General features: G+C 62.7%; 23 protein-coding genes and 2 pseudogenes. 12 read left to right on the top strand and 13 right to left on the bottom strand.

Translation table 11 applies throughout. The features are described from left to right. Positions 1-225: 225 nt before the first annotated feature. On the bottom strand, positions 226-1,020 hold the full coding sequence (locus tag J0663_RS13005) for an IclR family transcriptional regulator (RefSeq protein ID WP_207244497.1): 795 nt from the start codon (positions 1,018-1,020) through the stop codon (positions 226-228). 103 nt (positions 1,021-1,123) lie between these two features. Here J0663_RS13005 and J0663_RS13000 point away from each other — a divergent pair, with 103 nt between their 5' ends. The 5 genes from J0663_RS13000 (at position 1,124) to J0663_RS12980 (ending at position 5,207) form a co-directional block, all read left to right on the top strand. Further along, positions 1,124-1,924 carry an SDR family NAD(P)-dependent oxidoreductase gene (locus J0663_RS13000; protein ID WP_207240733.1) on the top strand — a complete coding sequence of 267 codons (801 nt, stop codon included), beginning with the start codon at positions 1,124-1,126 and terminating at the stop codon, positions 1,922-1,924. Then, the gene (locus J0663_RS12995) at positions 1,924-2,841 is read left to right on the top strand and encodes a 2-dehydro-3-deoxygalactonokinase (RefSeq protein ID WP_207240732.1); all 918 of its coding nucleotides are present in this window, start codon (positions 1,924-1,926) and stop codon (positions 2,839-2,841) included. Before J0663_RS13000 ends, J0663_RS12995 begins: the two co-directional genes overlap by 1 nt. 13 nt (positions 2,842-2,854) lie before the next feature. Beyond that, positions 2,855-3,487 carry a 2-dehydro-3-deoxy-6-phosphogalactonate aldolase gene (locus tag J0663_RS12990; protein WP_207244496.1) on the top strand — a complete coding sequence of 211 codons (633 nt, stop codon included), beginning with the start codon at positions 2,855-2,857 and terminating at the stop codon, positions 3,485-3,487. A gap of 4 nt (positions 3,488-3,491) precedes the next feature. Next, positions 3,492-4,379 carry an SMP-30/gluconolactonase/LRE family protein gene (locus tag J0663_RS12985; protein ID WP_207240731.1) on the top strand — a complete coding sequence of 296 codons (888 nt, stop codon included), beginning with the start codon at positions 3,492-3,494 and terminating at the stop codon, positions 4,377-4,379. A 222-nt stretch (positions 4,380-4,601) separates the two neighbouring features. After that, positions 4,602-5,207 (top strand): PRC-barrel domain-containing protein, encoded by a 606-nt coding sequence (locus tag J0663_RS12980; protein ID WP_207240730.1) that lies wholly within the window; start codon positions 4,602-4,604, stop codon positions 5,205-5,207. 212 nt (positions 5,208-5,419) lie between these two features. Here the strand turns inward: J0663_RS12980 and J0663_RS12975 are convergent, their stop codons facing one another. Both J0663_RS12975 and J0663_RS12970 read right to left on the bottom strand, forming a co-directional pair. After that, positions 5,420-6,784 (bottom strand): putative bifunctional diguanylate cyclase/phosphodiesterase, encoded by a 1,365-nt coding sequence (locus J0663_RS12975; protein WP_207240729.1) that lies wholly within the window; start codon positions 6,782-6,784, stop codon positions 5,420-5,422. 138 nt (positions 6,785-6,922) lie between these two features. Beyond that, positions 6,923-8,650 (bottom strand): response regulator, encoded by a 1,728-nt coding sequence (locus J0663_RS12970; protein WP_207240728.1) that lies wholly within the window; start codon positions 8,648-8,650, stop codon positions 6,923-6,925. 185 nt (positions 8,651-8,835) lie between these two features. Between J0663_RS12970 and mutL the strand changes: the two genes are divergently transcribed. Beyond that, positions 8,836-10,638, top strand: coding sequence for a DNA mismatch repair endonuclease MutL (gene mutL / locus J0663_RS12965; RefSeq protein WP_207240727.1), 1,803 nt, complete (start codon positions 8,836-8,838; stop codon positions 10,636-10,638). A 67-nt stretch (positions 10,639-10,705) separates the two neighbouring features. Next, positions 10,706-10,936: a DUF2093 domain-containing protein gene (locus tag J0663_RS12960; RefSeq protein ID WP_010010632.1), complete on the top strand. Its 231-nt coding sequence runs from the start codon at positions 10,706-10,708 to the stop codon at positions 10,934-10,936. Positions 10,937-11,146: 210 nt separating this feature from the next. Here the strand turns inward: J0663_RS12960 and J0663_RS12955 are convergent, their stop codons facing one another. From J0663_RS12955 to J0663_RS12945, 3 genes are all read right to left on the bottom strand, one after another. Further along, entirely contained in the window at positions 11,147-12,064 is a 918-nt protein-coding gene (locus J0663_RS12955) for a sugar ABC transporter substrate-binding protein (protein WP_207240726.1), read from the bottom strand. A gap of 77 nt (positions 12,065-12,141) precedes the next feature. Next, positions 12,142-12,906: an ATP-binding cassette domain-containing protein gene (locus tag J0663_RS12950; protein WP_207240725.1), complete on the bottom strand. Its 765-nt coding sequence runs from the start codon at positions 12,904-12,906 to the stop codon at positions 12,142-12,144. Beyond that, a complete protein-coding gene (locus J0663_RS12945; protein ID WP_207240724.1) occupies positions 12,903-13,961 on the bottom strand; it encodes an ABC transporter permease in 1,059 nt (352 codons plus the stop codon). The genes J0663_RS12950 and J0663_RS12945 overlap by 4 nt, the downstream gene beginning before the upstream one ends. Before the next feature lie 99 nt (positions 13,962-14,060). On the opposite strand from J0663_RS12945, the gene J0663_RS12940 reads away from it, so the two are divergent. After that, entirely contained in the window at positions 14,061-14,945 is an 885-nt protein-coding gene (locus J0663_RS12940) for a GntR family transcriptional regulator (RefSeq protein ID WP_207240723.1), read from the top strand. Positions 14,946-14,993: 48 nt separating this feature from the next. Here the strand turns inward: J0663_RS12940 and lpxK are convergent, their stop codons facing one another. The 6 genes from lpxK to J0663_RS12910 all read right to left on the bottom strand — a co-directional run bounded on the left by lpxK (position 14,994) and on the right by J0663_RS12910 (position 20,925). After that, on the bottom strand, positions 14,994-16,067 hold the full coding sequence (lpxK, locus tag J0663_RS12935; protein WP_207244495.1) for a tetraacyldisaccharide 4'-kinase: 1,074 nt from the start codon (positions 16,065-16,067) through the stop codon (positions 14,994-14,996). A 104-nt stretch (positions 16,068-16,171) separates the two neighbouring features. Continuing rightward, positions 16,172-16,894, bottom strand: coding sequence for an HAD family hydrolase (locus tag J0663_RS12930; RefSeq protein WP_207240722.1), 723 nt, complete (start codon positions 16,892-16,894; stop codon positions 16,172-16,174). A 9-nt stretch (positions 16,895-16,903) separates the two neighbouring features. Then, entirely contained in the window at positions 16,904-18,223 is a 1,320-nt protein-coding gene (gene waaA / locus J0663_RS12925; protein WP_207240721.1) for a lipid IV(A) 3-deoxy-D-manno-octulosonic acid transferase, read from the bottom strand. Positions 18,224-18,429: 206 nt separating this feature from the next. Further along, on the bottom strand, positions 18,430-18,678 hold the full coding sequence (locus tag J0663_RS12920; protein ID WP_207240720.1) for a DUF4170 domain-containing protein: 249 nt from the start codon (positions 18,676-18,678) through the stop codon (positions 18,430-18,432). A 62-nt stretch (positions 18,679-18,740) separates the two neighbouring features. After that, positions 18,741-19,550, bottom strand: coding sequence for a 3'(2'),5'-bisphosphate nucleotidase CysQ (locus tag J0663_RS12915; protein WP_207240719.1), 810 nt, complete (start codon positions 19,548-19,550; stop codon positions 18,741-18,743). A 28-nt stretch (positions 19,551-19,578) separates the two neighbouring features. Next, complete coding sequence (locus J0663_RS12910) at positions 19,579-20,925, bottom strand: TldD/PmbA family protein (protein WP_207240718.1); 1,347 nt, start codon at positions 20,923-20,925, stop codon at positions 19,579-19,581. A 119-nt stretch (positions 20,926-21,044) separates the two neighbouring features. On the opposite strand from J0663_RS12910, the gene J0663_RS12905 reads away from it, so the two are divergent. From J0663_RS12905 to J0663_RS31710, 4 genes and pseudogenes are all read left to right on the top strand, one after another. Further along, positions 21,045-22,859: a monovalent cation:proton antiporter-2 (CPA2) family protein gene (locus J0663_RS12905; protein ID WP_207240717.1), complete on the top strand. Its 1,815-nt coding sequence runs from the start codon at positions 21,045-21,047 to the stop codon at positions 22,857-22,859. A gap of 80 nt (positions 22,860-22,939) precedes the next feature. Next, positions 22,940-23,347, top strand: coding sequence for a DUF2946 family protein (locus tag J0663_RS12900; protein ID WP_207240716.1), 408 nt, complete (start codon positions 22,940-22,942; stop codon positions 23,345-23,347). Between the two features lie 89 nt (positions 23,348-23,436). Next, positions 23,437-24,808: pseudogene (locus J0663_RS12895) on the top strand (PepSY-associated TM helix domain-containing protein). 11 nt (positions 24,809-24,819) lie between these two features. Then, positions 24,820-25,267, top strand: a pseudogene (locus J0663_RS31710) (copper uptake system-associated protein). 13 nt (positions 25,268-25,280) lie between these two features. Here J0663_RS31710 and J0663_RS12885 read toward each other — a convergent pair. Next, entirely contained in the window at positions 25,281-26,162 is an 882-nt protein-coding gene (locus J0663_RS12885) for a patatin-like phospholipase family protein (protein WP_207240715.1), read from the bottom strand. Positions 26,163-26,167 lie beyond the last annotated feature (5 nt).

Raw genomic sequence — 26,167 nt, 5'->3', positions numbered from 1 at the left:
TCGTTTGCGATCCAGCCTCGCGGCCGGTTCGATTGCATCAGGGAATGACGATCGCTGGTGGATCAAATGGAATCGGCGTCGGCGTGCAGCCTTCGACCGATGAATGCGTATCGATTTCGCGGACCATTCCAGGGTGTCGTGATTCGTCGGCAAATCTCAATATCGGGCTCATCATAAGCATGCTCTGCGATCGCGTCCAGCAACGGGCGGAGGGTGATTTTTCGGTCAGCGGCGCGGACCCAGGCGAATGCGCATGCCTTCCATGATCTTTCCGGCCGTCAGCTGAACCGGAACGGCCCACTGGTGCAGAAGTTCCATCGACAATCGATAGGCCGGGCCGGTAATCGAAATGCCGCCGATGAAGGTTCGATCCTCCGACCAGAGGGGGGCGGCGACACAGCGGATGCCGGCCTCATGCTCTTCACGGTCGAAGGCGTAGCCCTGCTCGGCAATTTCACCGATCTCAGCAAGCAGCGTTTCAACCGAAACATGGGTCGCGGCGGTAAACCGGGTAAAGCTCAGGCCGGCGAGGAGCGCGGCAAGGCTTTCGGCCGACAGCAGCGACAGGGCGGCTTTGCCGACGCCGGTGCAGTAGCAGGGCGAGGCATTGCCGATCTGCGAATACATGCGCACCGGCTGGCGACCTTCCACCTTGTCGAGATAGATGATCGAATGCCCCCGGAGCACGCCGAGATGCACCGTCTCACCGGTCGTCCGCTGGAGGTCGGCCAGGTGCGGTTCGGCAATCAGGCGGAATTCATTGCGCGCCCAGCTGCGCGCGGCAAAATCGAGCAGGCGCAGACCGGGCGCATAACGCCCGTCGCCATCGAGTTCGAGCAGCCCCTCCTCCACCAGGTGGCTGAGCTGGCGATGCAGCGTGCCGCGCGGCTGGCCGGCAAGCGCCAGGATATCGGTGAAGCGCAACGGCGTATCCGCATGGGTTACGAGATCGAGCAGAACCATCAGTTTGCCGAGGGTACCAGTCTCGCGTGCCTGTGCCATGCCGTCGCTGGAAATCATCGTCCACGTGCCATTCAATCGGTCCGTCTTTGAAAGGGAGCGCCCTTGACAGAAAGGCCAGCCTAATCCGATAATTCCACATAATCAAATTAAGTTCCAAATAATGGAACAGTCACAGTATCCGGAGGAGACGGTGAACGCAGTGGCAGCACAATTTCCCGAGTTCAGGGATCGCGCCGTACTGGTGACCGGCGGCGGCTCGGGCATCGGCGCGGCGATCGTCGAAGGTTTTGCGCGTCAGAACGCCAAGGTCTCGTTCATCGACATTGCCGAGACGGCCGGCAGGGAACTCGCCGAACGCCTGTCGCGGGAAACGGCGCACCCGGTCCTCTTCTACCATGCCGATCTGCGCGACATCGAGGCGATTCGGCGCACGGTCGATACCGTCCTTGCGACGTCCGGGCCGATCCGCGTGCTCGTCAACAATGCCGCCTGGGACGACCGGCACGAATTCGACGCGGTCACCGAGGCCTATTGGGACAACAATCAGGCGATCAATCTGCGGCACGTGTTCTTCACCTCGCAGGCGGTGGCGCCGTCGATGCGGACGGCCGGCGGCGGGGCGATCGTCAACATGTCTTCGATCGCCTTCAAGCTGAACATGGGCGGCTTTCCCGCCTACGCGGCGGCGAAGGCGGCGATCGTCGGGCTGACGAAGAGCATGGCTGGCAGGCTCGGGCCGGAGAATATCCGGGTCAACTGCATCCTGCCCGGCATGGTCGTCACCGAACGGCAGATGCAGCTCTGGCTCACCGAGGAAAGCATTGCGCGCTCGGTCGAGCAGCAATGCCTGAAAGTTGCGCTCAAGGCCGATGCGATCGTCGGTCCCTGCCTGTTTCTTGCATCCGACTGCGCCGCAGCGATGACCGCCCAGTCCCTGATCGTCGATGGAGGCGTTTTGTGATGGCCAATCCCGCTTATGTCGCAGTGGACTGGGGCACCAGCAGCTTCCGGCTCTGGCTGATCGGCAGGGATGGAAGCGTCCTTGCCGAACGCCGCAGCGGCGACGGCATGACGAGCGCGGCAAAGACCGGCTTTTCCACCGTACTATCCGGCCATCTCGCCGCTGTCGAAGCGCCGGAAAGCCTGCCGGTGATCGTCTGCGGCATGGCCGGCGCAAGGCAGGGCTGGGTCGAAGCCGGTTATATCGACGTGCCCGCGCCGCTCACCGCCATCCTCACCGCGGCGGTCCGCGTGCCCGGGGAGAGCCGGGACGTCCGCATCCTGCCGGGCCTTGCCCAACGGCAGACGGCGACGCCCGACGTCATGCGCGGCGAGGAAACCCAGCTTCTCGGCGCGCTCGGCAGCACAGGCATCGGCGCCCAGGCGGTCTGCATGCCCGGCACGCATTCGAAATGGGTGCATGTGTCGGACAGCAAGGTCACCGGCTTTTCCACTTTCATGACCGGCGAACTCTTCGACGCGATCAGCAAACATACGATCCTGTCGCATGCGGTTGCCGGTGCGGAGGAGCAGCCGGCAGATGCGGCAGCCTTCGAGGCGGCGGTATCGGCCGCTTTCGCCCGGCCGGCTCTTGCGACCAACCTCCTGTTTACCGCCCGCTCCGGCCAGCTCCTGCACGGGATCTCCGCCGCTGCCGCGCAAGCCCGGCTGTCCGGCACGCTGATCGGCCTCGAAATCGCCGGCGCACTGCAGGATGCCGCCAACGGCACGAATATCACCCTCGTCGCCTCCGGCCGGCTGCAGGCGCTCTACGAACAGGCCTTCGACACCCTCTCGCTTGCCTTCACCGCCATCGACGCCGACGCGGCCGTGCGCCGCGGCCTATCGGCAGCCGCCGAAGCCATCTGGCCGAATTGAGAAAGCTGACATGATGAACCGCATCCCCTTCCCCGACATGCAGCGTCCGTTGATCGCCATCCTGCGCGGCATCCGGCCCGACGAGACCGAAAGCGTCGTCGGCACCCTGATTGAAAACGGCCTGACGGCGATCGAAATCCCGCTCAATTCGCCGGAGCCGTTCAAATCGATCGAGATTGCCGCGAAAATGGCGCCGGCCGGGGTGCTGATCGGCGCCGGCACGGTGCTGACGGTCGAGGCGGTCGACAGCCTGAATGCAGCCGGCGGCAAGCTGCTGGTGACGCCCAATGTCGAGCCGGAGGTGATCACCCGGGCGCGCGACCACGGCATGGTGACGATGCCCGGCGTCTTTACACCGACCGAAGCGCTGGCGGCTGCGCGCGCCGGCGCCACCGGTCTCAAATTCTTTCCGGCCAGCGTGCTTGGTCCGTCCGGCATCACGGCGATCCGGGCGATTCTGCCGCCGGAGCTGACGATTGCCGCCGTCGGCGGCGTATCGGACAAGAATTTCGCCGATTACACCAGGGCTGGCATCTCAGCCTTCGGCCTCGGCACCAGCCTTTACAAGCCCGGAATGACCGCGGCAGAGGTTGCCGAGCGCGCCAAGGCGACCATTTACGCCTATGATGCAGCCATGGGAGCGTGAGCGTATGACCGACATTTACGAGTTCGAAGGCAAGACCCTTTGCAACACCAATTCCGTCCTCGGCGAGGGGCCGACCTATGATCCGGACAGCAATACGGTCTGGTGGTTCAACATCCTCGGCAAGGAATTGCACGAGCTCAAGCTCGCGAGCGGGGAAAAGAAGGTTCATTCGCTGCCTGTCATGGCCAGCGTGCTGGCCCGCATCGACGCCGGACGGCAGCTGATCGCGACGGAGGAAGGGCTTTTCGTGCGCGACGTGGCAGGCGGCAACCTCACCTTCTATGCCGCGCTCGAAAACGACCGGCCGGAAAACCGCTCGAATGACGGCCGTACCCATCCCTCGGGCGCGCTCTGGATCGGCACGATGAGCAAGCGGGCGGAGAACCAGGCTGGCGCCATCTATCATGTCGCCGGCGGCAAGGTGACCAAGATCTTCAACGGCATCAGCATTCCGAATTCGATCTGCTTTTCCCCGGATGGCACGATCGGCTACTACACGGATTCCCGCATCAACCGGCTGATGCGCGTCATGGTCGATCCGCAGACCGGCCTGCCCTCGGGCGAGCCGATCGTGCTCGTCGACAGCATGAACGAGCCCGGCGACATCGACGGCTCGGTGGTCGATGCCGACGGCTATATCTGGAATGCCCGCTGGGGGGCCGGCGTCGTCGATCGTTACAATCCCGATGGCTTGCGCATCTCGCGCTACAAGGTTCCCGCCGTCCAGCCCTCTTGCCCGGCCTTCATCGGCGCCAATGCCGACCGGCTGGCGGTGACGACCGCCTGGGAAGGGCTTGACGAGGACGCCCGTTCGGCCCAGCCGAGCGCCGGGGCGCTTCTGGAACTCGGCATCCAGGTCAAGGGGGTGTTCGATCCCGTCTATGTGATCTGAAAGACGGCGTCTGACCGGCCGCCATTCAAGGCGCTCCCGCGCGGGGCGTCTTTTTCGTTCGGCGGCCGTCCGTCAATAAAAGTTCCGTGAGAATCGAGAAATTTTCCGTGTTTTCAACCGGAACCAATCGGCGCACCACTCATTTTCCTTTCGAACCGGCGCGGCAAGGATCACCTATTGCCGGGTCAGCGATCACTCTAGGCAAATGAAAGTAGGTTCGAAATGACACGCAAACTTTTGACGACCGTTGCCGCTGGCGCGCTGTTTGCCACGGCTTTCGCACCGGCGGCATTCTCGCAGACGGCGCCGCAGCCTGCCGATCCCGCCGCTCCCACCCAGGCAGCGCCGGCCGATCCGGCTGCGCCCAAGCCGGTAACCCCTGATGTCACCAAGCCCGCAGGGGATGCTGCACAGGCTCCGGCGCCAGCACCGAGCACGGACACCGCCCAGGCCGGCTATCTGACGGAGCAGGCCGCGGACCAGGTCAGCGCCAACACCTATATCGGCCAGTCGGTCTATAACGCCAACAATGAAAGCATCGGCAGCGTCAACGACCTGATCATGAAGAAGGACGGCGGCATTGTTGCTGCGATCGTCGGCGTCGGCGGCTTCCTCGGCATCGGCGAAAAGAACGTCGCCGTCCCGATGGAAAAGATTACCATCGCCCAGAACACCCAGGACGGCAGCGTCAAGCTGACGACCAGCGAAACAGCTGAATCGCTGAAGGCCGCACCTGAGTTCAAGACGCTGGCAATGCAGTCTGCAGAGAAGGCCCCGGCCGCAACCGGTACCGATACGACGGCAACCGGCTCGACCACGCCTAAGTAAACCGCGCGTGGTAGTATAGCGTAAACGACGGCGCTCCTAGGGGCGCCGTCGTTGTTATATGCAAGCCCGGACGTACAACCGCTCTGCACTTTTGCTGGAATTAGCTTTTGTCTCGCAATTCCGGACGCAAAACCGCGGCGCACTTTTGCTGGAATTGACTTTGTCTCACGCAATTCCGGACGCAAAACCGCGGCGCACTTTTGCTGGAATTGCTATGCGCTGACGCGCTCGACGAGTGGCGTATCGTAATAGTTCTCGTGCAGGAAGCGCAGCGTGGCGATGCCATCGGCCGGGCGGCCGAAATGATAGCCCTGGCCCATGCCGCAGCCGAGCGTGCGCAGTTTCACTGCCTCGGCATAATCCTCGATGCCTTCGGCCACGACCTCCAGCTCCAGGCCTTCGCACATGGAAAGGATCGCCTTGATGATGTGTTCGGAGGCGCGGTCGGAATTGATACGCGAGACGAAGGCGCGGTCGATCTTGATCTTGTCGAAGATGAAGTCGCGCAGACGTCCGAGGCTCGACTGGCCGGTGCCGAAATCGTCGAGCGAGATGCGAACCCCGGCGGCGCGCAGATCGGCGATGATGCGGTGGGCGGTATCGGCCGAGCCCATCACCGCAGTCTCTGTGATTTCCAGTTCCAGGCGATGCGGATCGAAGCCGACCCGGCCGAGGATCGACAGGATGCTGCCGCTCGTGCCGGGATCCATCAGCTGAGCCGAGGAGAGATTGAACGACAGGAAGAGTTCGCGCGGCCAGGACAAGGCTGCTTCGGCGGCCTTGCGCAGCAGCGCCTCCGACAGAGCGTCGATGAAGCCGCGCTCTTCGGCGAGCGGCACGAAGACGCCGGGCGAAACGAAGCCGAGATCAGGGTCGTTCCAGCGTGCGAGCGCCTCGAAGCCGACGACCTGATTGTTGGCGAGCGAGACGATCGGCTGGAAATGAACGTCGATCGCGTCGGAGATGATGGCGTTTCTGAGCGCCTGCTCCAGCTGCGTCGCGCGCTTCATCTCCTGGGCGATTTCACGCGAATAGACGGTGATCTGGCCGCGACCCCGGCGCTTGGAGCGATAGAGGGCGGTGTCGGCGCTCTTTAGCAGTTCTTCGCAGTCCTCGCCGGCGAAGGGGTAGATGGCAAAGCCGAAGGAGGCGGAGAGGCGGACGTTGCGGTCGCCGAGATCATAGGGTGCCGACAGCACCTCGCGGATCATCTGGCCGAACTTCTCGGCGCTCGCCCGCTCGAAAATCAACGGCAGCACGAAGGCGAATTCGTCGCCATCGTGGCGTGTGACCAGCGCGCCGTCCGGAATGCAGGCCCTGAGCCGATGGGCAACCTGGCAGAGGATCTCGTCGCCGGCCGAGGAGCCAAAGAGATCGTTGATCGGCTTGAAGCTGTCAAGATTGGCGATGCCGATGGTGAATGGGGCCGGATCGCTGGCGCGCTCGGCGGAGATCTGCAGGACCTTGTCGCGCATGCGATTGCGGTTTCCCAATCCGGTCAGCGGATCGGTATAGGCCATCGCTTGAAGCTCATTATGACTCACGGTCAAGGAAGCCGTTTCCGCCGATTTCATCATCCAAACCCGAGCTTTCCTCCGCAGCCGGGCAAAGAATGACCGGGATTTCTTAACAATTCGCTAGTGAATCAGCAGCGTCGGCAGCCTGATTCGCCCCAAAATCGGGGAGTTGACGACACGCGCCGCAGGTTTCCGGTATCATCCACTCGCTCGAACCCGCGCAGCATCTTCCACCAGGTATTTCTGAAATATTGTCTCGAGCATATCGGGGCTGACGGGTTTCATGATGACGTCGTCCATGCCTGAATTGACGCATTCGGCGCGATCGCGCTCGAAGGCCTGCGTGAGCACACCGATAATCGGGGTGCGGGCTGCGCCGCCGGCTTCCTCCATCTGGCGGATCAGGCGCGCGGCCTCGAAGCCGTTGAAGCCCGGCAGCGAAATGTCCATCAGCACCACCTGCGGCCGGTGTTCGGCCCAGAGGCGCACGACCTCGTCGCCGGTCGCGGCGATCATGTGGCGATAACCAAGGCCCTCGAGGATCTGTGAAAACACGATCTGGTTGATATCGTTGTCTTCGGCGACGAGAACCTGCAGGCCGACCACGTCGTCAGAAGTGCTGATTTCCCAATCCGCATCGGCGCCGGCCGCACTGCGGCTGTTGCGATTGAAATGGCGAGCGATTTGGAAGGTGAGCTCGTTGGCGAGCTGGAAACCGTCCATGACAAGCGACGGGATGCCGTATTGCTCGGAAAGCTCCAGGCAGCGCATGCCCATCTGATTGTCGATGATCAGAAGATCGAGCGAAATGCCGGAGGAGGTCGCGATTTCCAGGAACCGCTCCTCTTCATCCTCGCCGCGCACCGAGCAGGATTCGAAACCATATTTCGACAGCGTCCGCAGAGCGGCGGTCTCGGCGGCCAGGTCGGCGGTGACGACGAGGATCTTGCGGCCGGAAAAATTCTCAGGGACGATCGCTTCCATCGCCGCCGGCTCGCGGCGCTCCACCGCGCTCGGCAACGGCACATAGGCGCGGCGGTAGCTCTGGTTGGCAGAAGTGGTGATCGCCGAAGCGCGATCAAACTCCTCGAGATCGGCGCCCTCGCGCGGCAGGTCCTGCGTGGTGGACACCAGGAAATAGCGGCCGGGCTTGCCGATGCGGTGCTTGCGGCTGATGATGTCGCGCTCGATGCCGTCGCGGGAGATCTGCCGCTGGCGGGAGATCGACATCTCGCCGGTTTCGAGCACGTGACGATCGCTTTCTTCGAAGCGCTTGGCAATCTCGGGTGAGAAGAGATCACCGCTCTTGCGCCCCAGCACCTCGTCGGCGCTTGTCTGGTACTTCTCGCAAAAGGCGAGGTTCACCGCGACATAGGTAAGGTTGCGATCCTTGACGAAAAGCGGGAACGGCAGATTGTCGAGAATGTCTTCGGTGAGTTGCACCCTTTCCAAGTCCGAGCGCCACTGTTCCTCGCGCTTCTTGTCCTCGGAGATGTCCGAGATGATGGTGACGCCGTAACCGCCCGGCAGCCGGCGCTTGACGAAGCGGACCCAGCTGTCGGCGCCGTGGCGCTCGACGGATTCGAAGCGCTCGCGCCAATGCGAGGCGATCTTCTGCGACAGCCAGTCCTCGCGGCTCAGCGAGCCGCCCTGCCTGATATCATATTGCTGGCGAACGCCGGTATCGTAGATCGCCCCCAGGAAGTCGCGCAGCCGGGTGCCGGGCTTCAGCATCTCGGACGGCAAGGGGAAGAAATCAAGGATCTGGCGGCTTGCGAAGATCAGATGATCGTTCTTGTCGTAGATGATGAAAGCCGCCGAAAGGCTGTCGCACACCACATCGAAAAGCGCCGTCTGCAGATCGGCCTCGGCGGAAGTCCCGTCGATTTTCAATGACGTGTCCGCCTTTTCGAAGCCGGCACTCATTCTCTTGCGTCCCACATCTGTTCGATTTTCGCAGCTTCCGGAGGTATATGAATAGAAATGCCATTTTTCTGTTAAAACCGGCTTAACACTACCCGTCCCCCAAATTGGAGGAGCCGGCCCACAAGGCTTGAATAAAGCGTTTGGAAACCTCTTCCCTCCCGCCCGCGAATCCTCGAAAATAGTCCATGGCCATCAGACAGCTTTCCGAAACGCTCATCAACCAGATTGCCGCCGGCGAGGTCATCGAACGGCCTGCAAGCGCTGCCAAGGAACTGATCGAAAACGCGCTCGATGCCGGCGCAACGCGCATCGAGATTGCCACGTCAGGCGGCGGCAAGGCGCTGCTGCGGGTCAGCGACAACGGTTCCGGCATGGACGCCGCCGATCTCGAACTGGCGGTCAGACGCCATTGCACCTCGAAGATTTCAGACACGCTCGACGATATCCGCACGCTCGGCTTCCGTGGCGAGGCGCTGCCTTCGATCGGCTCGGTTGCGAGGCTCAGTATCGCAAGCCGCAAACGCGACAGCGCCGGCGGCCACGAGATCGCGGTTGCCGGCGGCAAAATCGTGCATTTGAGGCCGGCCCCCGCCAATCCCGGCACGATCGTCGAAGTGCGCGACCTGTTCTTCGCCACACCCGCCCGGCTCAAATTCCTGAAGACGGAAAAGGCCGAGGCCGGGGCCATCACCGAGATCGTCAAACGCATGGCGATCGCCTTTCCCGCCGTGCGTTTCGTGCTGTCGGGCTCGGACCGGACGACACTGGAATTTCCGGCGACTGGCGACGATCATCTGGCGCGCATGGCACAGGTGCTCGGCAAGGAATTCCGCGACAACGCCATTGCGCTCGACGCCGTGCGCGAAGATATCGCGCTCACCGGCTTTGCCGGCGTGCCGACCTTCAATCGCGGCAATTCCGCCCATCAATATGCCTTCGTCAACGGCCGGCCGGTGCAGGACAAGCTGATCCTCTCGGCGATCCGCGGCGCTTATGCCGAGACCATCCCGTCGGGGCGTTATCCGGTGGCGGTGCTGTCGATCGCGCTCAATCCGGCCCTCGTCGACGTCAACGTGCATCCGGCCAAATCCGACGTGCGTTTCCGCGACCCCGGCCTGGTGCGCGGCCTGATCGTCGGCGCCATCCGTGAGGCCCTGGCGCGCGACGGCAGCCGGGCGGCGACGACCGGGGCGAGCGATATGCTGCGCGCCTTCCGCCCCGGCTTCCAGCACCATATGCAGCGGCCGCAGGCGCCATGGTCGGCCGAGACTTCGCCCTCCCGGCCCTACCAGCCGGCCGCCGGGCTCAGTGAACGGCCCCAGGCCGCCTTCGACGGTCTTTCCATGCCGACGGCGCGCGCCGAGCCGCAGTCTGCGCCGCAGCCGGCCGCGCCGGAACCCGCCGCGCGCTATCCGCTCGGCGCCGCGCGGGCGCAGATCCACGCCAACTACATCGTCGCCCAGACCGAGGACGGGCTGGTCATCGTCGACCAGCACGCCGCGCATGAGCGGCTGGTGTTCGAGGCGATGCGCAAGGCGCTGCATTCGAAACGACTGGCCTCGCAGGTGCTGCTCATCCCGGAGATCGTCGACATTCCGGAGGAGGATTGCGACCGGCTGATGCTGCATGCGGCAGAGTTTTCCGAACTCGGCCTGGCGATCGAGCGTTTCGGCCCGGGAGCGATCGCGGTGCGCGAAACGCCGGCCATGCTCGGCGAGGTCGATGCCCATGGCCTCATCCGCCAGCTTGCCGACGAGATCGCCGAGTGGGATACGGCGTCTGGCCTGTCGGCCAAGCTCGAATATGTGGCGGCCACGATGGCCTGCCATGGGTCGGTGCGCTCGGGGCGGCGGCTGCGGCCGGAGGAAATGAACGCGCTGCTCAGGGAAATGGAAGTGACGCCCGGCTCCGGCCAGTGCAACCACGGCCGGCCGACCTATATCGAATTGAAGCTCAGCGATATCGAGCGGCTTTTCGGCAGAAGCTAAAAAAGCTGGCAATGCCGTGCTTGCGGGAGTATGGCAGACGGATGACAGGTTGCAGGGAACGGAGCGCATGAATTTGTTCGAAGGGCACGGAAACCGCGAGGCGAAGATTCGCTATCTCGACGGCGATTTCCAGATTCTCTCGCCCGGCTCCTATGTCGTCTGCGCGATGACCGGCAAAAATATCCCGCTCGACGAGCTGCGCTACTGGAGCGTCGCCCGCCAGGAGCCCTATGCGGACGTGATCTCGGCAATCGAAGCCGACAAACGCGCCGGGGTGCTGCCGAACCAGCGGCGCTAGGACGCACGCGCCGATCGGCGTTTCGCGACGGTTGGCACTTGGATGGTCAGCCACACCGGCATCCCGAGTGGGCTGTTCGATGTCTCGGCACTACGAGCGATCACACGGCCGGCTCGCCCGACGGATGACGAGCCGTTTGCCTGACCCAATAGGCGCAGCACCGACCACTGGCGATGCGCCCTTTGCGAAGTTGCCCTGAGGAGCAACGGTTCACTCAAATTGTGCCATGTTCGCGGGCGTCACAAGCGCCGCGCCGGAGTCAATCAAAGACTCGACCTTCTCCCCGCGGATGGATCTCACCAGCGCATCCACACCGAGTTCAGCCATCTTGGTGGGAAACTGCGCCACCGACGCATCCTCGATTCCATTCTTCAGCGCTTCCTCTTCGCCGCAGCAAAAGTCGAAACCGACCAGCACGATCTTGTCACTGGCAATGCCGGCGTTCTTGATTGCGCGCGCCGCGCCAGCAGCGGGCGGGCCGCAAGCGGCATAAATGGCCTTGAGGTCCGGGTATTTCGTCAACAGATCCTCGGCGACACTGATCCCCAGTTCCTCGGTGCAATTCGTTGCGCCTTTCCCGACGATCTTGACGTCAACTCCATTTAGTCCCTCAAGCATACCCTTCACACGGTCATCAAGCGCTGGCACACCGGGCACGCCCTCAAGGATCCCGAGCGTGTCGCCGGCATGAAGAACGGTCTTGAGATATTCCCCGGCGATCTTGCCGGCGGCGAAGTTGTTGGTCGTGGCAAGCGCCGTCCTGCCGTTCCAATCCGGAATGTTGTTATCCATCAGCACGACCTTGATACCGGCCGCCACCGCCTTGTCGAGGGCCGTGGCCACTGTGGGATCGACGGGCGTGATGGCAATGCCCTGCACGCCTCGTGTCACCATGGACTCGATCTGCGCGATCTGGCCCTCGATGTCGGTTGCGGACGTACCTTGGCCGTAGATGATCTCGACGCCCGGATTTTTCTTGGCATAATCTTTGGCTGCGTTCTCCATCGTTGCGAAGAACGGTACAGGGAATTTGGTTATAAAGCCGAGCTTCACTGGCTCCTGCGCCAGGGACGGAACGACAGCGACGACTAGGAGCGCGACGGCTCCCAGCAGGGAATGCGGTTTCATGATTACACCTCCCAGTTTTTGACCGCCCTCCTCAAGGCGATCCCGTTGCCCGCTGCCCCGATGGAGCAGCGATTTCCTTAAGCCTCGGCGCCGACAATCATCGCGACGATGTCCTGCTTGTTCGCTTGCGTTGGCTTTACTTCGCCGACTTTGCGACCCTGCCGCAGGACGACTGCCCGATCGGCGATCTCGACGACATGCTCCATATTGTGGGTGATAATGATCACGGCGTTGCCCTCGGCCTTGAGCTGATTGATAAGGTCAAGAACCTGGCGAGACTCTCGAAGTCCCAGGGCTGCCGTCGGTTCGTCGAGAATCACCAGCTTGCGGGCAAAAACGATGGCGCGCGCGACCGCGATCGCCTGTCGCTGTCCCCCCGACATCAGCGCCACGGGTGCGTCGAACCTCGGCAGCTTGACCTTCAGGCGATCGATGACGCTCGATGCTTCCCGCTTCATTGCGCCCGTGTTGAGAAAGCGTAGCGGACGAGGCAGCCAAGAGGGGAAGGAGATCTCTCGCCCGCAGTAGAAATTCTGTACGGGCGTCAGATTGTCGAAAAGCGCCAGGTCCTGGTAAACCGTTTCAATACCGGCGCGGCGGGCCGCTGCCGTCGAATGGAGCCATACTGGAGCACCATCCACGAGGATCTCTCCTTCGTCGAGACTATGAAGCCCGCTGATGCATTTGACGAGCGTCGACTTGCCGGCGCCATTGTCACCCAAGAGAGCAGTTACCTCGCCTGAATAGGCGTCAAAGCTCACATTTTTCAGGGCATGGATTGCGCCGAAGCGCTTCTGGGCGTTTCGAACGGAAAGTGCCGGTGTCGTGGATGCGGGGGTCATTGCACTGCCGCCGATTGAATTGCGCGGGCACGCGCCTCGAGATGGTTGCGGAGCACGTCGGCCTCTACGGCAACGACGATGACGAGCCCGATCGCGATCATTTGAAAGAATACGTCGACGCCGAGAAGGTTCAGCGCATTGCGGATGACTCCGATCAGCACGGCGCCGATCAGCGCGTGGCCGAGATGGCCTCGTCCGCCAAGGAAGCTGGCGCCGCCGATAATCACGGCAGCGATCGTGTCGAGTTCCAGGAGATTGCCGTAGATCGGCGAGGCAGCGCCGGTCCGGCCGGCGAGCAGCACCGCGCCGACACCTGCACAAAAGCCGGAAACAATGTAGGTCGAGAGCAGAACGCCCATCACCGGTATACCCATGCTTCTCGCGGCGCTCGGCGAGCCGCCGACCGCATAGATCCATCGGCCACAGACCATCGATTTCGTCAGGATCAAGAATAGAACCCCGAACATCGCGACGACAAAAAAGGAGTTGGGCACACCAAGCGTCGTAGCGCCACCGATTGCGGTTACGGCATCGGGCATCCCGCGTATGGTCGTGTGGCCGGGCGCCAGTTCGAGTGCCAGACCGCGGCAGATGCTCAAGGTTGCAAGTGTAATGATAAAGGGGTGCGGCAGCCGGCCATAGACAAACACGAAACCGTTTACCGCTCCGACAGCAGCGCCCGCCAGCAGCATGGCCGCAATGACGAGGAATGAGGAGTCAACCTGTTGGTAGACAAGGCCGCCAATGACTGTCGCTAGCGCAAGATTCGAACCGACAGACAGGTCGATGCCGCGCGTCAGGATGACGAGCTGCTGGCCCATTGCTACGACGGCGATCACTGCGGTCTGCGCCAGTATGTTTCCCAGGTTGACGGGCTTTAGAAAAGCCGGGGTGACCAAGCTGACGACCGCGATGAGTATAATGAGGATGAGCAGTGGGCCCAGGCTCAATAGCTTCAATCCAAGCGCGATGCCGGAACGTCTCGGATGGAAGGCTGCATCCTGCGAACCACCAGGCCGGGACGAATTCTGTGACAGAATCCTGGAGTCTTCCAAATTCCCCTAGCCTCCCCGGTTTTTTATACATAAGAAACATACGATATACCTGCGTCAACTTGTTTTTTATGGATAGATAATCAAACCGGGAGTTGCACCATGAGGACGAACACGACTTTCAAGAGGGCGTTCAATGATATGATCGATATCATCCGAACGCTCGATCCTGGTGAGGAACTACCCTCCGAAAACGCGCTGCGCGCCCAGCTTGGCGTGAGCAGGACAACGGTGCGGAAGGTGCTGGCAGGGATGTCTGCACGCGGTATCATCATATCTGACGTGCACAGGCGGATCGTACATGAGCAGCCGTCCCAGATCGATCGCTATCCGCAGGAAGAGACCCTGGCAATTTCGGAACAGGTCGAGACAAGCTTCATGGAATGGATGCTGCGGGGCGGTGCTTGCCCCGGCACAGAAATAAATGAGACGGAGTTAGCTCGGAAGTTCGGGGTCGCAACGACGATTATCCGTGAGTTTCTCAATCGATTTCAGAAATACGGGCTGATCGAGAAGCGTCCGAATGCAGGCTGGGTCTTCAAAGGGTTCACCGCCAGTTTCGCGCTCGAATTGTTCGAGATCAGAGAGATGTTCGAAATGCGCTCCGCACGGCTGTTCGCTGGCCTGCCCGACAGTGCGTCTGTCTGGAAGCAGATTCAATCCATGCGGGGTGAACATTTGGAACTGCTCGCCGACATCGACACCCGGTTTCAGGATTTCTCTGAATTGGACAGCCGATTCCATCGGCTGATCGCGGCAGTCGCCCCAAATCGGTTTATCGAAAGCTTTCAAGACGTGATAGCCATGGTCTTCCACTATCACTATCAGTGGAACAAGCGCGATGAACGCGCGCGCAATGAGGTCGCAATCGGGGAACATCTTGCGCTGATCGAAGCCCTCGAAAGTCGCAATATCGCGTTGATCGATCGCGCATGTCGGTTGCATCTGACGTCCGCTCGCGAGACTTTGCTTCACTCGATCGCGTGATCGCGTTGCAGGCAGATTTAGGCCGCCGAGATGTTTCGCAGCAGCCAGTTACAGCCGATCGGCCTTTCCTGAAATTGCTTTAGCCCCAACTTTCGATTCCTTAAGACGCCGCTCGCGGCAGGCGACGATCGCCCGGTCGATGATCAGGCTTGGGGCGAGATGATCCTCGAAGACCATGTCGACCTCGATCACTCGGGCCTTTTGCGCCAGCTGCTCGGCCTTGCCGTGATGGCCGGACAGGCGAACGAAATCCTTTGATGTGGTGACGATCAGGAGACCCTGGCGCTCGGCGGTCGTCAGGATGTCGTCGATCTCCTCCTCGGTCAGGTGCTCGTGGTCGCCGAAGGTCTTGGCGACCACGATTTCGGCGCCGCGCGATTCGACGGTACGGAAGAATTTGGCGGGATCGGCGATACCGGCGAAGGCCAGCACCTTCACGCCGGCCAGCGTGTTGTCGCCGCGCACTTTCAGCGAGGCGGTGAAATAGGGTTTTGCGGCGCGCGCAGCCATGCGAACGATCCTGTCGGCGGCATTGCCGCTGCCGACCTTCAAGAGCGCCGTCGCATGACGCAGCTGCTGGCCGATCGGCGCGCGTACCGGGCCGCCCGGCACGATATGGCCATTGCCGAGGCCGCGCGTCGCGTCGATGACGAGCAGGGCGTAGTCGATCGCCAGCCGGGCGCTTTGAAAACCATCATCCATGATAATGAGGTCGGCGCCTTCGGCAACCAGACGCTGAGCCCCGTCGACGCGCCTGCGGGAAATCACCGTCAGGGCCTCCTGGGCAAGCAGCAGCGGTTCATCGCCGACCGCGACCGCCCGGTGATGATGGGGATCGACCACGGTCGTTACGTCGAGCGAGCCGCCGTAACCTCTGCTGAGAAAGCCGGGTTTCAGGCCCTTCGCCTTGGCGGCGCGGGCGATCGTCAGCGCCGTCGGCGTCTTGCCGGCGCCGCCGACGGTGAAATTGCCGACGCAGATGACGGGAACGGAAAGGGAGACGCGGCGCGCATGCGCCATGCGGTGGCCGGCGATACGGCCGTAAAGAAAGGAAAGCGGCGCCAGCAGCCAGGCCCTCCAATCGGCTTTCCTCCACCAGAACGGCGGCGCTTCGGATATCATCTTGCCGTTCCGCTCCCCTGCCCGCCTCGCGACAATCAGCATCTTGCTCTTCACCCGGCCTGGATTGAGAAGCCAAAACCGGTGAAAATGCAAGTCCTTACGTATCAGGCCAGCTGCAGATCCGGTAGCAACGTCTCAAGGGCGGTGATATCGTCGAGCACATGATCGGCTGCGGCGGCAAGCGACTCGCGCGAGCCGGTTCCGGTCAGCACCGCGATCCTCAGCCCCGTACCGGCATTCAGGCCCATGTGCAGATCATGATTGTTGTCGCCGACGATGGCGACCTCCTCAGGCAAAAGACCGGTCGCGGCGCAAAAGCCGAGCACCATGCCCGGCTCCGGCTTGCTGCCGAAGCCGCTGTCGTAGCCGGCGATATAATCGACATAGGTGGCGAAACCGAAGCGTTCCGCCGTCTGGCGGATGGAGCGCTCATTGTCGCTCGAGGCAACGCCGAGCTTGAAGCCGCGTTGATGCAGCCTGGCGAAGAAGCCGGCAAGGTCGGTCACCGGCACGGAAAATTCGGCGGCGCTGGAAAACAGTTCATCGAGGCGAGCCGTCAGTTCCCCGACATCGACCGTCGAGCCCGCGGCAACAAGGCCCTCGGAAATCTGCCTGGTATTGCCGGCCGCGAGCAGGCTGTCGGGAACGATATGGCCGCTCACAGGATCCATGCCGCAGGCTGAGAGCAGCCGATCGGCAAGAAGCGGATCGCCCTGGGCGGCGATGCGGGCAAGCTCGCGGTTCACGGGCAGCCAGCTCTCGTCGTAGTCGAGCAGCGTGCCGTCCTTGTCGAAGAGTATGCCTTTTATATGCCTCGGGCCCGACATCGCGCCTCCTCAGACCTGAGCCACGGCCTTGGGCAACAAGCGCGCCTTGACCGTCAGCGGATTGATATAGGGTTCGAGCCCCTTCACTGTCGCCGACAGTGCGCCGCGCATCTCATGCACGGCGGCGATGCCGGCCTCGATCATGTTGCGGCGGGCTTCGTCATTGGTCAGCAGGTAATGTACGCCCTTGGCCAGCATTTCGGTATCGCGCACCATACGGGCGCTGCCGCTGCGGGCAAGCTTCTGATAGGCTTCGCGGAAGTTCTGCACATTGCCGCCGGAGAGGACCGCGCAGCCGAGCATGGCCGGCTCCAGCGGGTTCTGGCCGCCCTCGGCAAAGAGCGAGCGGCCGACGAAGGCGATTTCCGTCAGTCTTAAATAGAGGCCCATTTCGCCGATCGTATCTCCGAGGAAAATATCGACATCGGCGGAGAGGACGTCATCACGGGTGCGGCGGGCGACCTTCAGACCCTGCTTGACCAGCGCCGCCTCGATCTCGTCGCTGCGCTCGGGATGGCGCGGCACGATGATCGTCAATTGGCGATCCCGCTCCTTCAGCGCGCGGTGGACGATGCCGGCGGCGTTCTCCTCGCCATCGAATGTCGAAATCGCCGCCCAGGTCTTGCGGTCACCGATCTGCTTCCTGTAGCGCGCAAGGACAGCGCCGTCATAGGGCGGGGCGTCGGTATCCACCTTCAGGTTGCCCGAGGTGATGACGGGGACGGCGCCGAGATCGCGGAAACGCTCGGCATCGACATCCGACTGGGCGATCACCAGAGCAAGATTTTCGAACAGGGCCTCGGCGATCGACGGGCGGCGGCGCCAGCGGGCAAAGGAGCGGTCCGACATGCGGGCATTGATCAGGATCTGCGGGATGCGGCGGCGGCCGAGCTCCAGCACCGTTGCCGGCCAGATCTCGGATTCGGCGATGATGGCGCAATCGGGCTGCCAATAATCGAGGAAGCGGCTGACGGAGGGTTTCAGGTCGAGCGGCACATATTGATGGATCGCCTCATTGCCGAGGCGCTCGGCGGCGAGTCTGGCGGAGGTAATGGTGCCGGTCGTCAGGATGACATGGATGTCGCGGCGGCGGATTTCGCGGATCAGCGGGATGACGGCATTGGTTTCACCTACACTTGCGGCATGGAACCAGACGAGCGGGCCCTGCGGCCGGTTGGCGCTCGGATAACCGAAGCGTTCCAGGCGGCGCGCCCGGTCTTCCTTGCCCTTGGCCGTGCGGTAGGTGATATAGAGGCCGACAACAGGAGAGGCCACGGTTCCCGCCAGACGGTATGCGCTCAGACCGAACCGAGCCATCCGGGAGCTCATTGCGCCAGCCTCCGATCCAAGATCGACATCAAACCCATTCCCTCATTATCGTTGCGGCCGCAATGACCGATCAATTTGTTCAGAATGCGTCAGACAATCCGGAACGACGGGCGCCCGATGCGCGAAAGCCCTGCTCGCCGAACGGTCGCCGGCGGCACCTGCGGATCGCCTTGGCCGAGGTCGCTAGCCGAGGTCAGTTGCCGAGGTTAGTTGCCCTTGGCCTTTTCCTGCGGGTCGAGCAAACGATGCATGTGGACGATGAAGTAGCGCATATGCGCATTGTCGACCGTCTGCTGCGCCTTCGACTTCCAGGCGCTCAGCGCCGTGGCATAATCCGGGAAAATGCCGACGATATCGAGACCGTTCAGATCACGGAACTGGACGTCATCGAGGCTTTCCAGTTCGCCGCCAAAAACGAGATGCAAAAGCTGCTTCTTGTCACCGGATTCAGTCATTTTTTGTTCTCTTTCTGCCTAGTCTCCTCCGCCATCCCATCTGCGGGATTTTGACGGAAACGTCAACTGTCTCGTCGCTCGGCAAAAGCCGCGAGGAACTCATCGATGCGGGGCGCCGGCCCCGCACAGAGGACCTTGTGGGTGATGTCGGCGCTGTTGTAGACGACCGGCCGGCCTTCGAGGTCGACGAGGCCACCGCCGGCGCAGGCCAGGATCAGATCGGCGGCGGCAAGGTCCCAATCGTGTGAATTGCCCTTGACGAACGTGCCTTCGAGACGACCGTCCGCCACCATGGCGATGCGATAGGCGAGCGAGGGAATGTATTTCTGGCGCGCGACCCGGGCGCGGAACGCTGACGGGAAGGTCGTCAACAGGTCCTCGCCGATCGCAAGGCGGCTCGTCTCGTCGGCTCCGGCGGCGGAGACGGCGAGCGGCATGCCATTCTTCATCGCCAGCCCGCCCTCGACGGCCTGGTAGAGTTCTTCGAGCGCCGGCGCATAGAGCACGCCGGCGACGGGGCGGCCGCGATGCACGACCGCGACGCTAACGCACCAGACCTTCTGCCCGCTCAGGAAGGCGCGCGTGCCGTCGATCGGATCAACGATGAACAGCGTCTCGCGTGAGAGGCGGTCGGCATCGTCCTCGGTTTCCTCGGACAACCAGCCATAATCCGGCCGCGCCTCGCGCAGGATCGATTCGAGCGTCTTGTTGGCGGCGAAGTCGGCGGCGCTGACGGGAGAGCGGCCCTCGTTCTTCCACCAGACTTCGGGAGATTGGTTGAAGAAACCGAAGGCGACCGCGCCGGCCTCCTTCGCAGCATCGGCGATCAAGGCAAGATCGCTCTGCCAGCGGCCCTTTTCCCTATCGCTCATCCGATAATCCGTTCCTGCTGCCCGTTTCTCACTGTCCTGCGAGCGTCATGCCTTCGATTGCGAAGGTCGGCGCCGCGACGCCGAACTTGCGGTCGATATCGTTTGCCGGTGTCAGGCGCATGAACATGTCCTTGAGGTTCGAGGCGATCGTCACCTCGGACACCGGAAAAGTGAGTTCGCCGTTCTCGATCCAGAAGCCGGTGGCGCCGCGGCTGTATTCGCCGGTGATCATGTTGACGCCGTGGCCGATCAGTTCGGTGACGTAAAAGCCGTTGCCGACGCTGCGGATCAGCTCCTCCGGCGAGACGTCGCCGGGTTCCAGGGCAAGATTGGTGGACGACGGCGTGACGGTGCTGCCGCCGCGCACGCCGCGGCCGTTGGTTTCGAGGCCGAGCTCACGACCGGTCGAGGTCGAAAGGAACCAATGCTTCAGAACACCGTCTTCGATCATGACCAACCGCTCGCCGGAGACGCCCTCACCGTCGAAGGGGCGCGACGAAGGCCCGCGCACGATCAGCGGGTCGTCGGTGATCGACAGGCCCGACTTCAGCACCTGCTGACCCATCCGGTCACGCAGGAAGCTGGTCTTGCGGGCGACGGCGGCGCCGTTGATCGCACCGGCGATATGGCCGACAAAGCCGCGGGCGACGCGCGGATCGAAGACGACGGTGACGTTCTTGCCGGTCGGCACCTGGCGCGGATTGACGCGCTTGATCACTCGTTCGCCGGCACGGCGACCGATTTCGGAGGGATTGTCGAGTTCGGCGTAATAGAGGCGGCTGTCGAAGTCATAGTCGCGTTCCATGCCGGTGCCTTCGCCCGATATGACGCTGACGGAATGGCCGAAACGGGAGGCCATGTAGCTGCCTTCGAAACCGTGTGACGTCGCGAGAACGAGGCCGCCCATGCCGGCCGACGCGCCGGCGCCGGAGGAATTGGTGACGCCCTCGACCGCCAGTGCGGCCGCTTCGGCGGCAAGAGCCGCCTCGCGCAGCATGTCCGAGGAAACCTCGGTGGTGTCGAGCAGTTGTAGGTCGGGGTAGGATTTTGCAAGGCTCGCCTCATCGGCGAGGCAGGCGAAGGGGTCTTCCGGAGAAACCTTGGCCATGGCGACGGCGCGTTCGGCCAGCGCCTGAAGATCGAAGCCCGGATTGGCCGAAACGCTGGCGACCCGCTTGCCGATGAAGACACGCAGCGAAAAATCGTCGCTTTCCGACGATTCCGTTCCCTCGACCTTGCCGAGACGGACGCTGACCGATTGCGAGCGGGAGCGGACGACGACGGCGTCGGCGGCGTCGGCCCCTGCCTTCCTTGCCAGATCGATCAATTGACTTGCGCGGGAAAGAAGTGTCGAGGAATCGATTTCTGAGGACATGATTTGGCCTTTCCTTCGGCTTCCATTTATTGTGCACTCTCCCAAGCATCAAGGCCGCCGCCGCCGATTCTTTGTCAGGGCTGCCTGGATGTTTCCCGCCGTCGAAAGAAATTGCCAGAATGTCAGCGCCCAATGACCTTTTCTCCGAAACGATCCTGCTGCTTGGCGGCGCGGTGGTTGCCGCTCCGATATTCAAGAAGCTCGGGCTCGGCACGGTGCTGGGTTATCTCGCCGCCGGCATCGTCATCGGTCCGGTCTTCCATGGCATCACCGACGGCGAACAGATTCTTGCCGTCGCCGAGCTCGGCGTCGTCTTCCTGCTCTTCATCATCGGCTTGGAGCTGAAGCCGAGCCGCCTCTGGCAGATGCGGCGCGACATCTTCGGCCTCGGCACCGCGCAGGTAATGGTGACTGGGCTGGCGCTGACCGCGCTCGCCTGGTTTTCCCATGTGCTCGACTGGCGCGGCAGCATCGTCGCCGGCTTCGGCCTGGCGCTGTCTTCGACGGCCTTCGCCATGCAGATCCTCGAGGGCGACGGCGACGTCAATACGAGATACGGACAGCGTTCCTTCTCGATGCTCCTGTTCCAGGACCTGGCGATCGTGCCGCTGCTCGCGCTGATCACCGTTCTCGACGGCAACGGCAAGGGCAGCAGCACGCCGCTCACTGATTTTGTCGTGGCCGTCGGCGCAGTGGCGGCGATGATCGTCGCGGGGCGCTATCTGCTGACGCCGCTCTTCCAGATCATCGCCCGCACCGGCGCGCGCGAGGCGATGATCGCCGCCGCCCTCTTCGTCGTGATGGGATCGGCAAGCCTGATGCAGCTTGCCGGGCTTTCGATGGCGATGGGCGCCTTCCTGTCCGGCGTGATGCTCGCAGAATCCTCCTACCGGCACGAACTGGAGGCGGATATCGAGCCGTTCCGCGGCGTGCTGCTCGCCATCTTCTTCATCGCCGTCGGCCTGTCGCTGGAGCTCGGCGTTCTCCTCGACAACGCGCTCTTCGTGATCGTCGCCGTGCCGATCGTCATGGCAGTCAAGGCGATCATCATCTACGGGCTCTGCCGGATCTCAGGGTCTCCGCACAATGATGCAATCCGCATTGCTTTCCTCTTACCGCAAGGCGGCGAATTCGGCTTCGTGCTCTTTACCACGGCGGGCGTCGTCGGGTTGATGTCGACGAGCACGGCATCGCTGCTGGTGGCAATTGTCACGTTGTCCATGGCGCTGACGCCGATCGGAGCGGCGCTGTCGAAGCGGCTGCTCAACGGCGATGAGCAGGAGGAACTGGACGAGGATTTCGAAGGCGCCGGCGCCGACGTGCTGATGGTCGGCTTCTCGCGTTTCGGCCAGATTGCCGCCCAGATCCTACTGGCCGGCGGTCGCAGCGTCACCGTCATCGATTTTTCCGCCGACCGCATCCGCCAGGCCTCCTCCTTCGGCTTCCGCATCTATTTCGGCGACGGCACCCGCAAGGACGTGCTGCGCTCGGCCGGCATCGACCGGGCGAAGATCGTGCTCGTCTGCACGCAGAAAAAGGAGATCACAGACAAGGTGGTGGAGCTGGTGCAGGCGGATTATCCGCACACGCGCCTCTACGTCCGCTCCTACGACCGCATCCATTCGATCGAATTGCGCAACAAGGGCGTCGATTACGAACTGCGCGAAACGCTGGAATCCGGCCTGCTCTTCGGACGGCGGACGCTGGAGGCGCTCGGCGTTTCCGAGGTCGACGCCTATGAGATCGGCGAGGATATCCGCAAGCGCGACGAGGCGCGGCTTGCCCTGCAGGTCTCCGAAGGGCTGCAGGCCGGGCGCGACATGCTGTTTTCCCACCCTGTCCGCCCCGAGCCACTGGTCAAGCCGAAACGCGCCGCCGATCCCTTCGAGGACGATCCGCTGGCCGGAACTGCGGATGCGACGGCGGACGCCTGACCGCTTTTGCGAAATTCCCGCATTGAATATGAGCGGCGCGGCGTTTATCAAAACGCGCGCTCGAAGCGATCCATGGGGGAATGTTGACCGGGCGGGCGGTACATATCGAACAATGGGCACTGCGCGTCCTCTGCGCGGTCGCACTTGTTTTCGTCGGCTTTGCCCATCAGCCTGCCGCTGCAGCCGCCGACGAGTTCGCGCCGGCGGGCCTCGTCCAATATGTCCTTCCGGACGGGACCCTTCCGACGCTTTCCGTCACCGCCGCGGACACATCGGGGCAGAACCAGCACGACCAGGCGCATTCGCAAGGTTGTGAAGCCTGCCGGATCGGCGCCTCAATTCTCCTGCCGGCGCCGACGGATATCGCAGGCGCCATATTCTTTGCGGCTGCGGTCGAATTGCCGATCCGTGCCGAGGCGTTTCATCGTCGGCTTTTTCCGCCCAATACCGGCCCTCGCGCTCCCCCGCCCCATCCGATCCTCATCTGAACTTCGTGTTGCGGCCTTTGCCGTAGTGCGCCTTTCAACGTCGGCCGACCTGCGTTCCTGCCATCGGCCGTGGATACGGATCCATTCTCATGTCGACCATTACCGTTGCCGGGCCGGCGGAAGACGCCGCCAGCGTTTCGCTCTACCGTGCCATCTGGCGCTGGCATTTCTTTGCCGGGCTTCTCGCCATACCCCTTCATGCTCAACCTGGCGATCACCGGATCGCTCTATCTTTTCAAGGACGAGATCAACGGCACCTTCTTCGGCTACCGCTACCTCGTACAGCCGAGCGGCGAAGCGCTGCCGGCAGCGCGGATCACCGAGATCGCCGCCTCCGCCGTCCCGGGCGCAACCGCCAAATCCTACAAAGACCCGCTATCGCCGGAGCAATCGGCCGTCGTGACGGTCTCCAGCGATGCCGGTGCGACGCTGGTCTTCGTCAACCCTTATGACGGCAAGGTGCTGGATACGGTCGGATCGACCGACGAGTTCAATTATGTCGTCAAGCGCATTCACAGCCTCGCCTATTTCGGCGCCATGGCGAACCGGCTGACCGAAATCGCCGGGGGCTTCGCCATGGTGCTCGTCGTCACCGGCATCTATCTCTGGTGGCCGCGACGCCAGACTGGCGGCGTCGTCAGCGTCCGAGGAACACCCAGCCGTCGCGTTTTCTGGCGTGACCTGCATGCGGTGACAGGCGCCTTCGCCGGCGTTCTGATCTTCTTCCTGGCGATCACGGGCATGCCCTGGTCACCCTATTGGGGCGCCAATGCCAATGCCTGGCTGACCGAGCACGGCCTCGGCTATCCGGTTCAACTTTGGGACGACGTGCCGAAATCGCGGAAGGTCACCGAAGACATCCTTCCGAAGAGCGGCTGGATCATCGAGAAAGCGCCGGTTCCGCTTTCCGATATCGCCGCGGCGCAATCGGCCAAGCCGATCGGCCTCGACAAAGCCGTGGAGATCGCCGAGCGGCTGGGCATGGCGCCGGGCTTCGACATGACGATTCCCTCCGACGAGACAGGCGTCTATACCGCCTCGCTCTATCCCGACGATCTCTCCGACGAACGGACCATCCACATCGACCAGTACTCCGGCAAACCATTGCTCGATATCGGCTTCAACCAATATCCGTTGCTCGGCAAAGCGATCGAGTGGGGCATCAATGTCCACCAGGGGCAGGAATGGGGGCGATTCAACCAGCTGCTGATGCTCGCGACCTGCCTGACGATTGTGCTCAGCTGCGTGACGGCCGCCGTCATGTGGTGGAAGCGGCGACCGGCCGGCTGCCTCGGCGTGCCGCCCCTGCCGCCAAAACGCTCGGTTTATTACGGCCTGTGGGTGATTACAGCAATCTTCGCCATCGCCTTCCCGATGAGCGGGATCGCCATTCTCGCCATGATCGCCTTCGACCAGATCGTCGTGCGGTTTGTACCGCCGCTGAAACGCGTTTTCGCTTGAGGGTTCGCCAGATGAAATTGACTATCGCTATTCTTGCCGGCCTGCTGGTCGCATCCATGGCATCTGCCGAAGAGGATCCGCAACAGGCGATACCTGCGAAGCTGAAGGTGATGTTCGAGAGGCCGGACAAGCCTCTCGATGTCGCCCCCGTCGTCGTTCAAGCCGATTGGGCGATCGTCGGCTGGCGACAGGACGGACGCGGGGGACGCGCCCTGATGAAGAAGACGCATCAGGGCTGGAACATCTATCTCTGCAGCGGCGACAGCTTGAAGAATGCCGCGACGCTGGAGAAGCTCGGGCTTTCGGTGAATGACTGCAGGCCTTACCGGCAAATTGAAGGATGCCGAGGCCGGCCTCGATCCATCCGCGCTTGCGCTCCTATCAAGCTTCGAGGGCACGGCCATGATGATGGAAGCGTCGACTGGCGCGGGCGGCGACCACGAAGGCCATGCCCAATGAGAAAAACGGACAGCTAGCGCTTGAGTCGCGCTTCGAACTCGCGGTCGAGGGCGAATTTCAGCTCGTCCTTGACGCCGACGGACATGGCGAGCACTTCACGGGCCTTCAAAAAATCCATGACGCCGGTGCGGCCGACTGTCGGGCGCAGGAAAATCTGCGGCTGGCAAAGCTTCAGTTTCAACGAGATTGCCGTCTGCATCATCAGCTGGCCGGAACCGAAGATGCTTTCCATGCGGTTCGGAATGTGGGTGCCATCGCCTTCAGGGGCACCGACGACGTCGATGCCGACGACGATGTCGGCGAGGTCCATCAGGGGTTCATAGGGCACCGGATTGCTGATGCCGCCGTCGATCATCACCCGGCCGCGCAGGCGCACCGGCATGAAAACGGCGGGAATAGCCGAAGAAGCCGCGAGCGCGGGAAACAGCTCGCCCTCTTCGATGATGACTTCGCTCTGTCCGTAATAATCCGTCGTGATCACCTTCATCGGGACCAGCAGATCCTCGAAGCGGGCCGGCAGTTCGGCGGGCAGGAAGGCTTTGAGGATCCGCTCCAGATTGAACTGGCCGATGCGGATGCCCTTGGCGACCGCATCGCGCACCGTTGCCGGCCGCAGGCCCCAGATCCGGGCGACGACAGCCGTCTTGTTGCCGACCGTCGCCAGCGCATGTTCTCGGATCTCGGCGCCGGACATGCCGGCGGCCATACCGGCCCCCATGATCGCGCCGATCGACGAACCCGCTATCGCCACCGGGCGGATGCCGAGCTCGTCGAGGGTTTCGATGACATGGATGTGGGAAAGGCCGCGCGCGCCGCCGCCGCCGAAAGCGACCGCGACCGTTGGCAAATCGCTGATCGCAGGCAGTTTCGGGCTGATAATCTCTGCCTGCTGCACGCCTG

Source organism: Rhizobium lentis (genome assembly GCF_017352135.1).
Lineage (GTDB): Bacteria > Pseudomonadota > Alphaproteobacteria > Rhizobiales > Rhizobiaceae > Rhizobium > Rhizobium lentis.
Note: the sequence above shows the minus strand (reverse complement) of the source record. Positions and strands in the feature narration are given on the sequence as shown.

What these genes read in the sequence shown, in the direction of transcription:
- J0663_RS13005 (WP_207244497.1), bottom strand. Translation starts at nt 1,020, where the DNA reads ATGATTTCCAGCGACGGCATGGCACAGGCACGCGAGACTGGTACCCTC.
- J0663_RS13000 (WP_207240733.1), top strand. Translation starts at nt 1,124, where the DNA reads ATGGAACAGTCACAGTATCCGGAGGAGACGGTGAACGCAGTGGCAGCA.
- J0663_RS12995 (WP_207240732.1), top strand. Translation starts at nt 1,924, where the DNA reads ATGGCCAATCCCGCTTATGTCGCAGTGGACTGGGGCACCAGCAGCTTC.
- J0663_RS12990 (WP_207244496.1), top strand. Translation starts at nt 2,855, where the DNA reads ATGAACCGCATCCCCTTCCCCGACATGCAGCGTCCGTTGATCGCCATC.
- J0663_RS12985 (WP_207240731.1), top strand. Translation starts at nt 3,492, where the DNA reads ATGACCGACATTTACGAGTTCGAAGGCAAGACCCTTTGCAACACCAAT.
- J0663_RS12980 (WP_207240730.1), top strand. Translation starts at nt 4,602, where the DNA reads ATGACACGCAAACTTTTGACGACCGTTGCCGCTGGCGCGCTGTTTGCC.
- J0663_RS12975 (WP_207240729.1), bottom strand. Translation starts at nt 6,784, where the DNA reads ATGATGAAATCGGCGGAAACGGCTTCCTTGACCGTGAGTCATAATGAG.
- J0663_RS12970 (WP_207240728.1), bottom strand. Translation starts at nt 8,650, where the DNA reads ATGAGTGCCGGCTTCGAAAAGGCGGACACGTCATTGAAAATCGACGGG.
- mutL (WP_207240727.1), top strand. Translation starts at nt 8,836, where the DNA reads ATGGCCATCAGACAGCTTTCCGAAACGCTCATCAACCAGATTGCCGCC.
- J0663_RS12960 (WP_010010632.1), top strand. Translation starts at nt 10,706, where the DNA reads ATGAATTTGTTCGAAGGGCACGGAAACCGCGAGGCGAAGATTCGCTAT.
- J0663_RS12955 (WP_207240726.1), bottom strand. Translation starts at nt 12,064, where the DNA reads ATGAAACCGCATTCCCTGCTGGGAGCCGTCGCGCTCCTAGTCGTCGCT.
- J0663_RS12950 (WP_207240725.1), bottom strand. Translation starts at nt 12,906, where the DNA reads ATGACCCCCGCATCCACGACACCGGCACTTTCCGTTCGAAACGCCCAG.
- J0663_RS12940 (WP_207240723.1), top strand. Translation starts at nt 14,061, where the DNA reads ATGAGGACGAACACGACTTTCAAGAGGGCGTTCAATGATATGATCGAT.
- lpxK (WP_207244495.1), bottom strand. Translation starts at nt 16,067, where the DNA reads ATGATATCCGAAGCGCCGCCGTTCTGGTGGAGGAAAGCCGATTGGAGG.
- J0663_RS12930 (WP_207240722.1), bottom strand. Translation starts at nt 16,894, where the DNA reads ATGTCGGGCCCGAGGCATATAAAAGGCATACTCTTCGACAAGGACGGC.
- waaA (WP_207240721.1), bottom strand. Translation starts at nt 18,223, where the DNA reads ATGAGCTCCCGGATGGCTCGGTTCGGTCTGAGCGCATACCGTCTGGCG.
- J0663_RS12920 (WP_207240720.1), bottom strand. Translation starts at nt 18,678, where the DNA reads ATGACTGAATCCGGTGACAAGAAGCAGCTTTTGCATCTCGTTTTTGGC.
- J0663_RS12915 (WP_207240719.1), bottom strand. Translation starts at nt 19,550, where the DNA reads ATGAGCGATAGGGAAAAGGGCCGCTGGCAGAGCGATCTTGCCTTGATC.
- J0663_RS12910 (WP_207240718.1), bottom strand. Translation starts at nt 20,925, where the DNA reads ATGTCCTCAGAAATCGATTCCTCGACACTTCTTTCCCGCGCAAGTCAA.
- J0663_RS12905 (WP_207240717.1), top strand. Translation starts at nt 21,045, where the DNA reads ATGTCAGCGCCCAATGACCTTTTCTCCGAAACGATCCTGCTGCTTGGC.
- J0663_RS12900 (WP_207240716.1), top strand. Translation starts at nt 22,940, where the DNA reads ATGTTGACCGGGCGGGCGGTACATATCGAACAATGGGCACTGCGCGTC.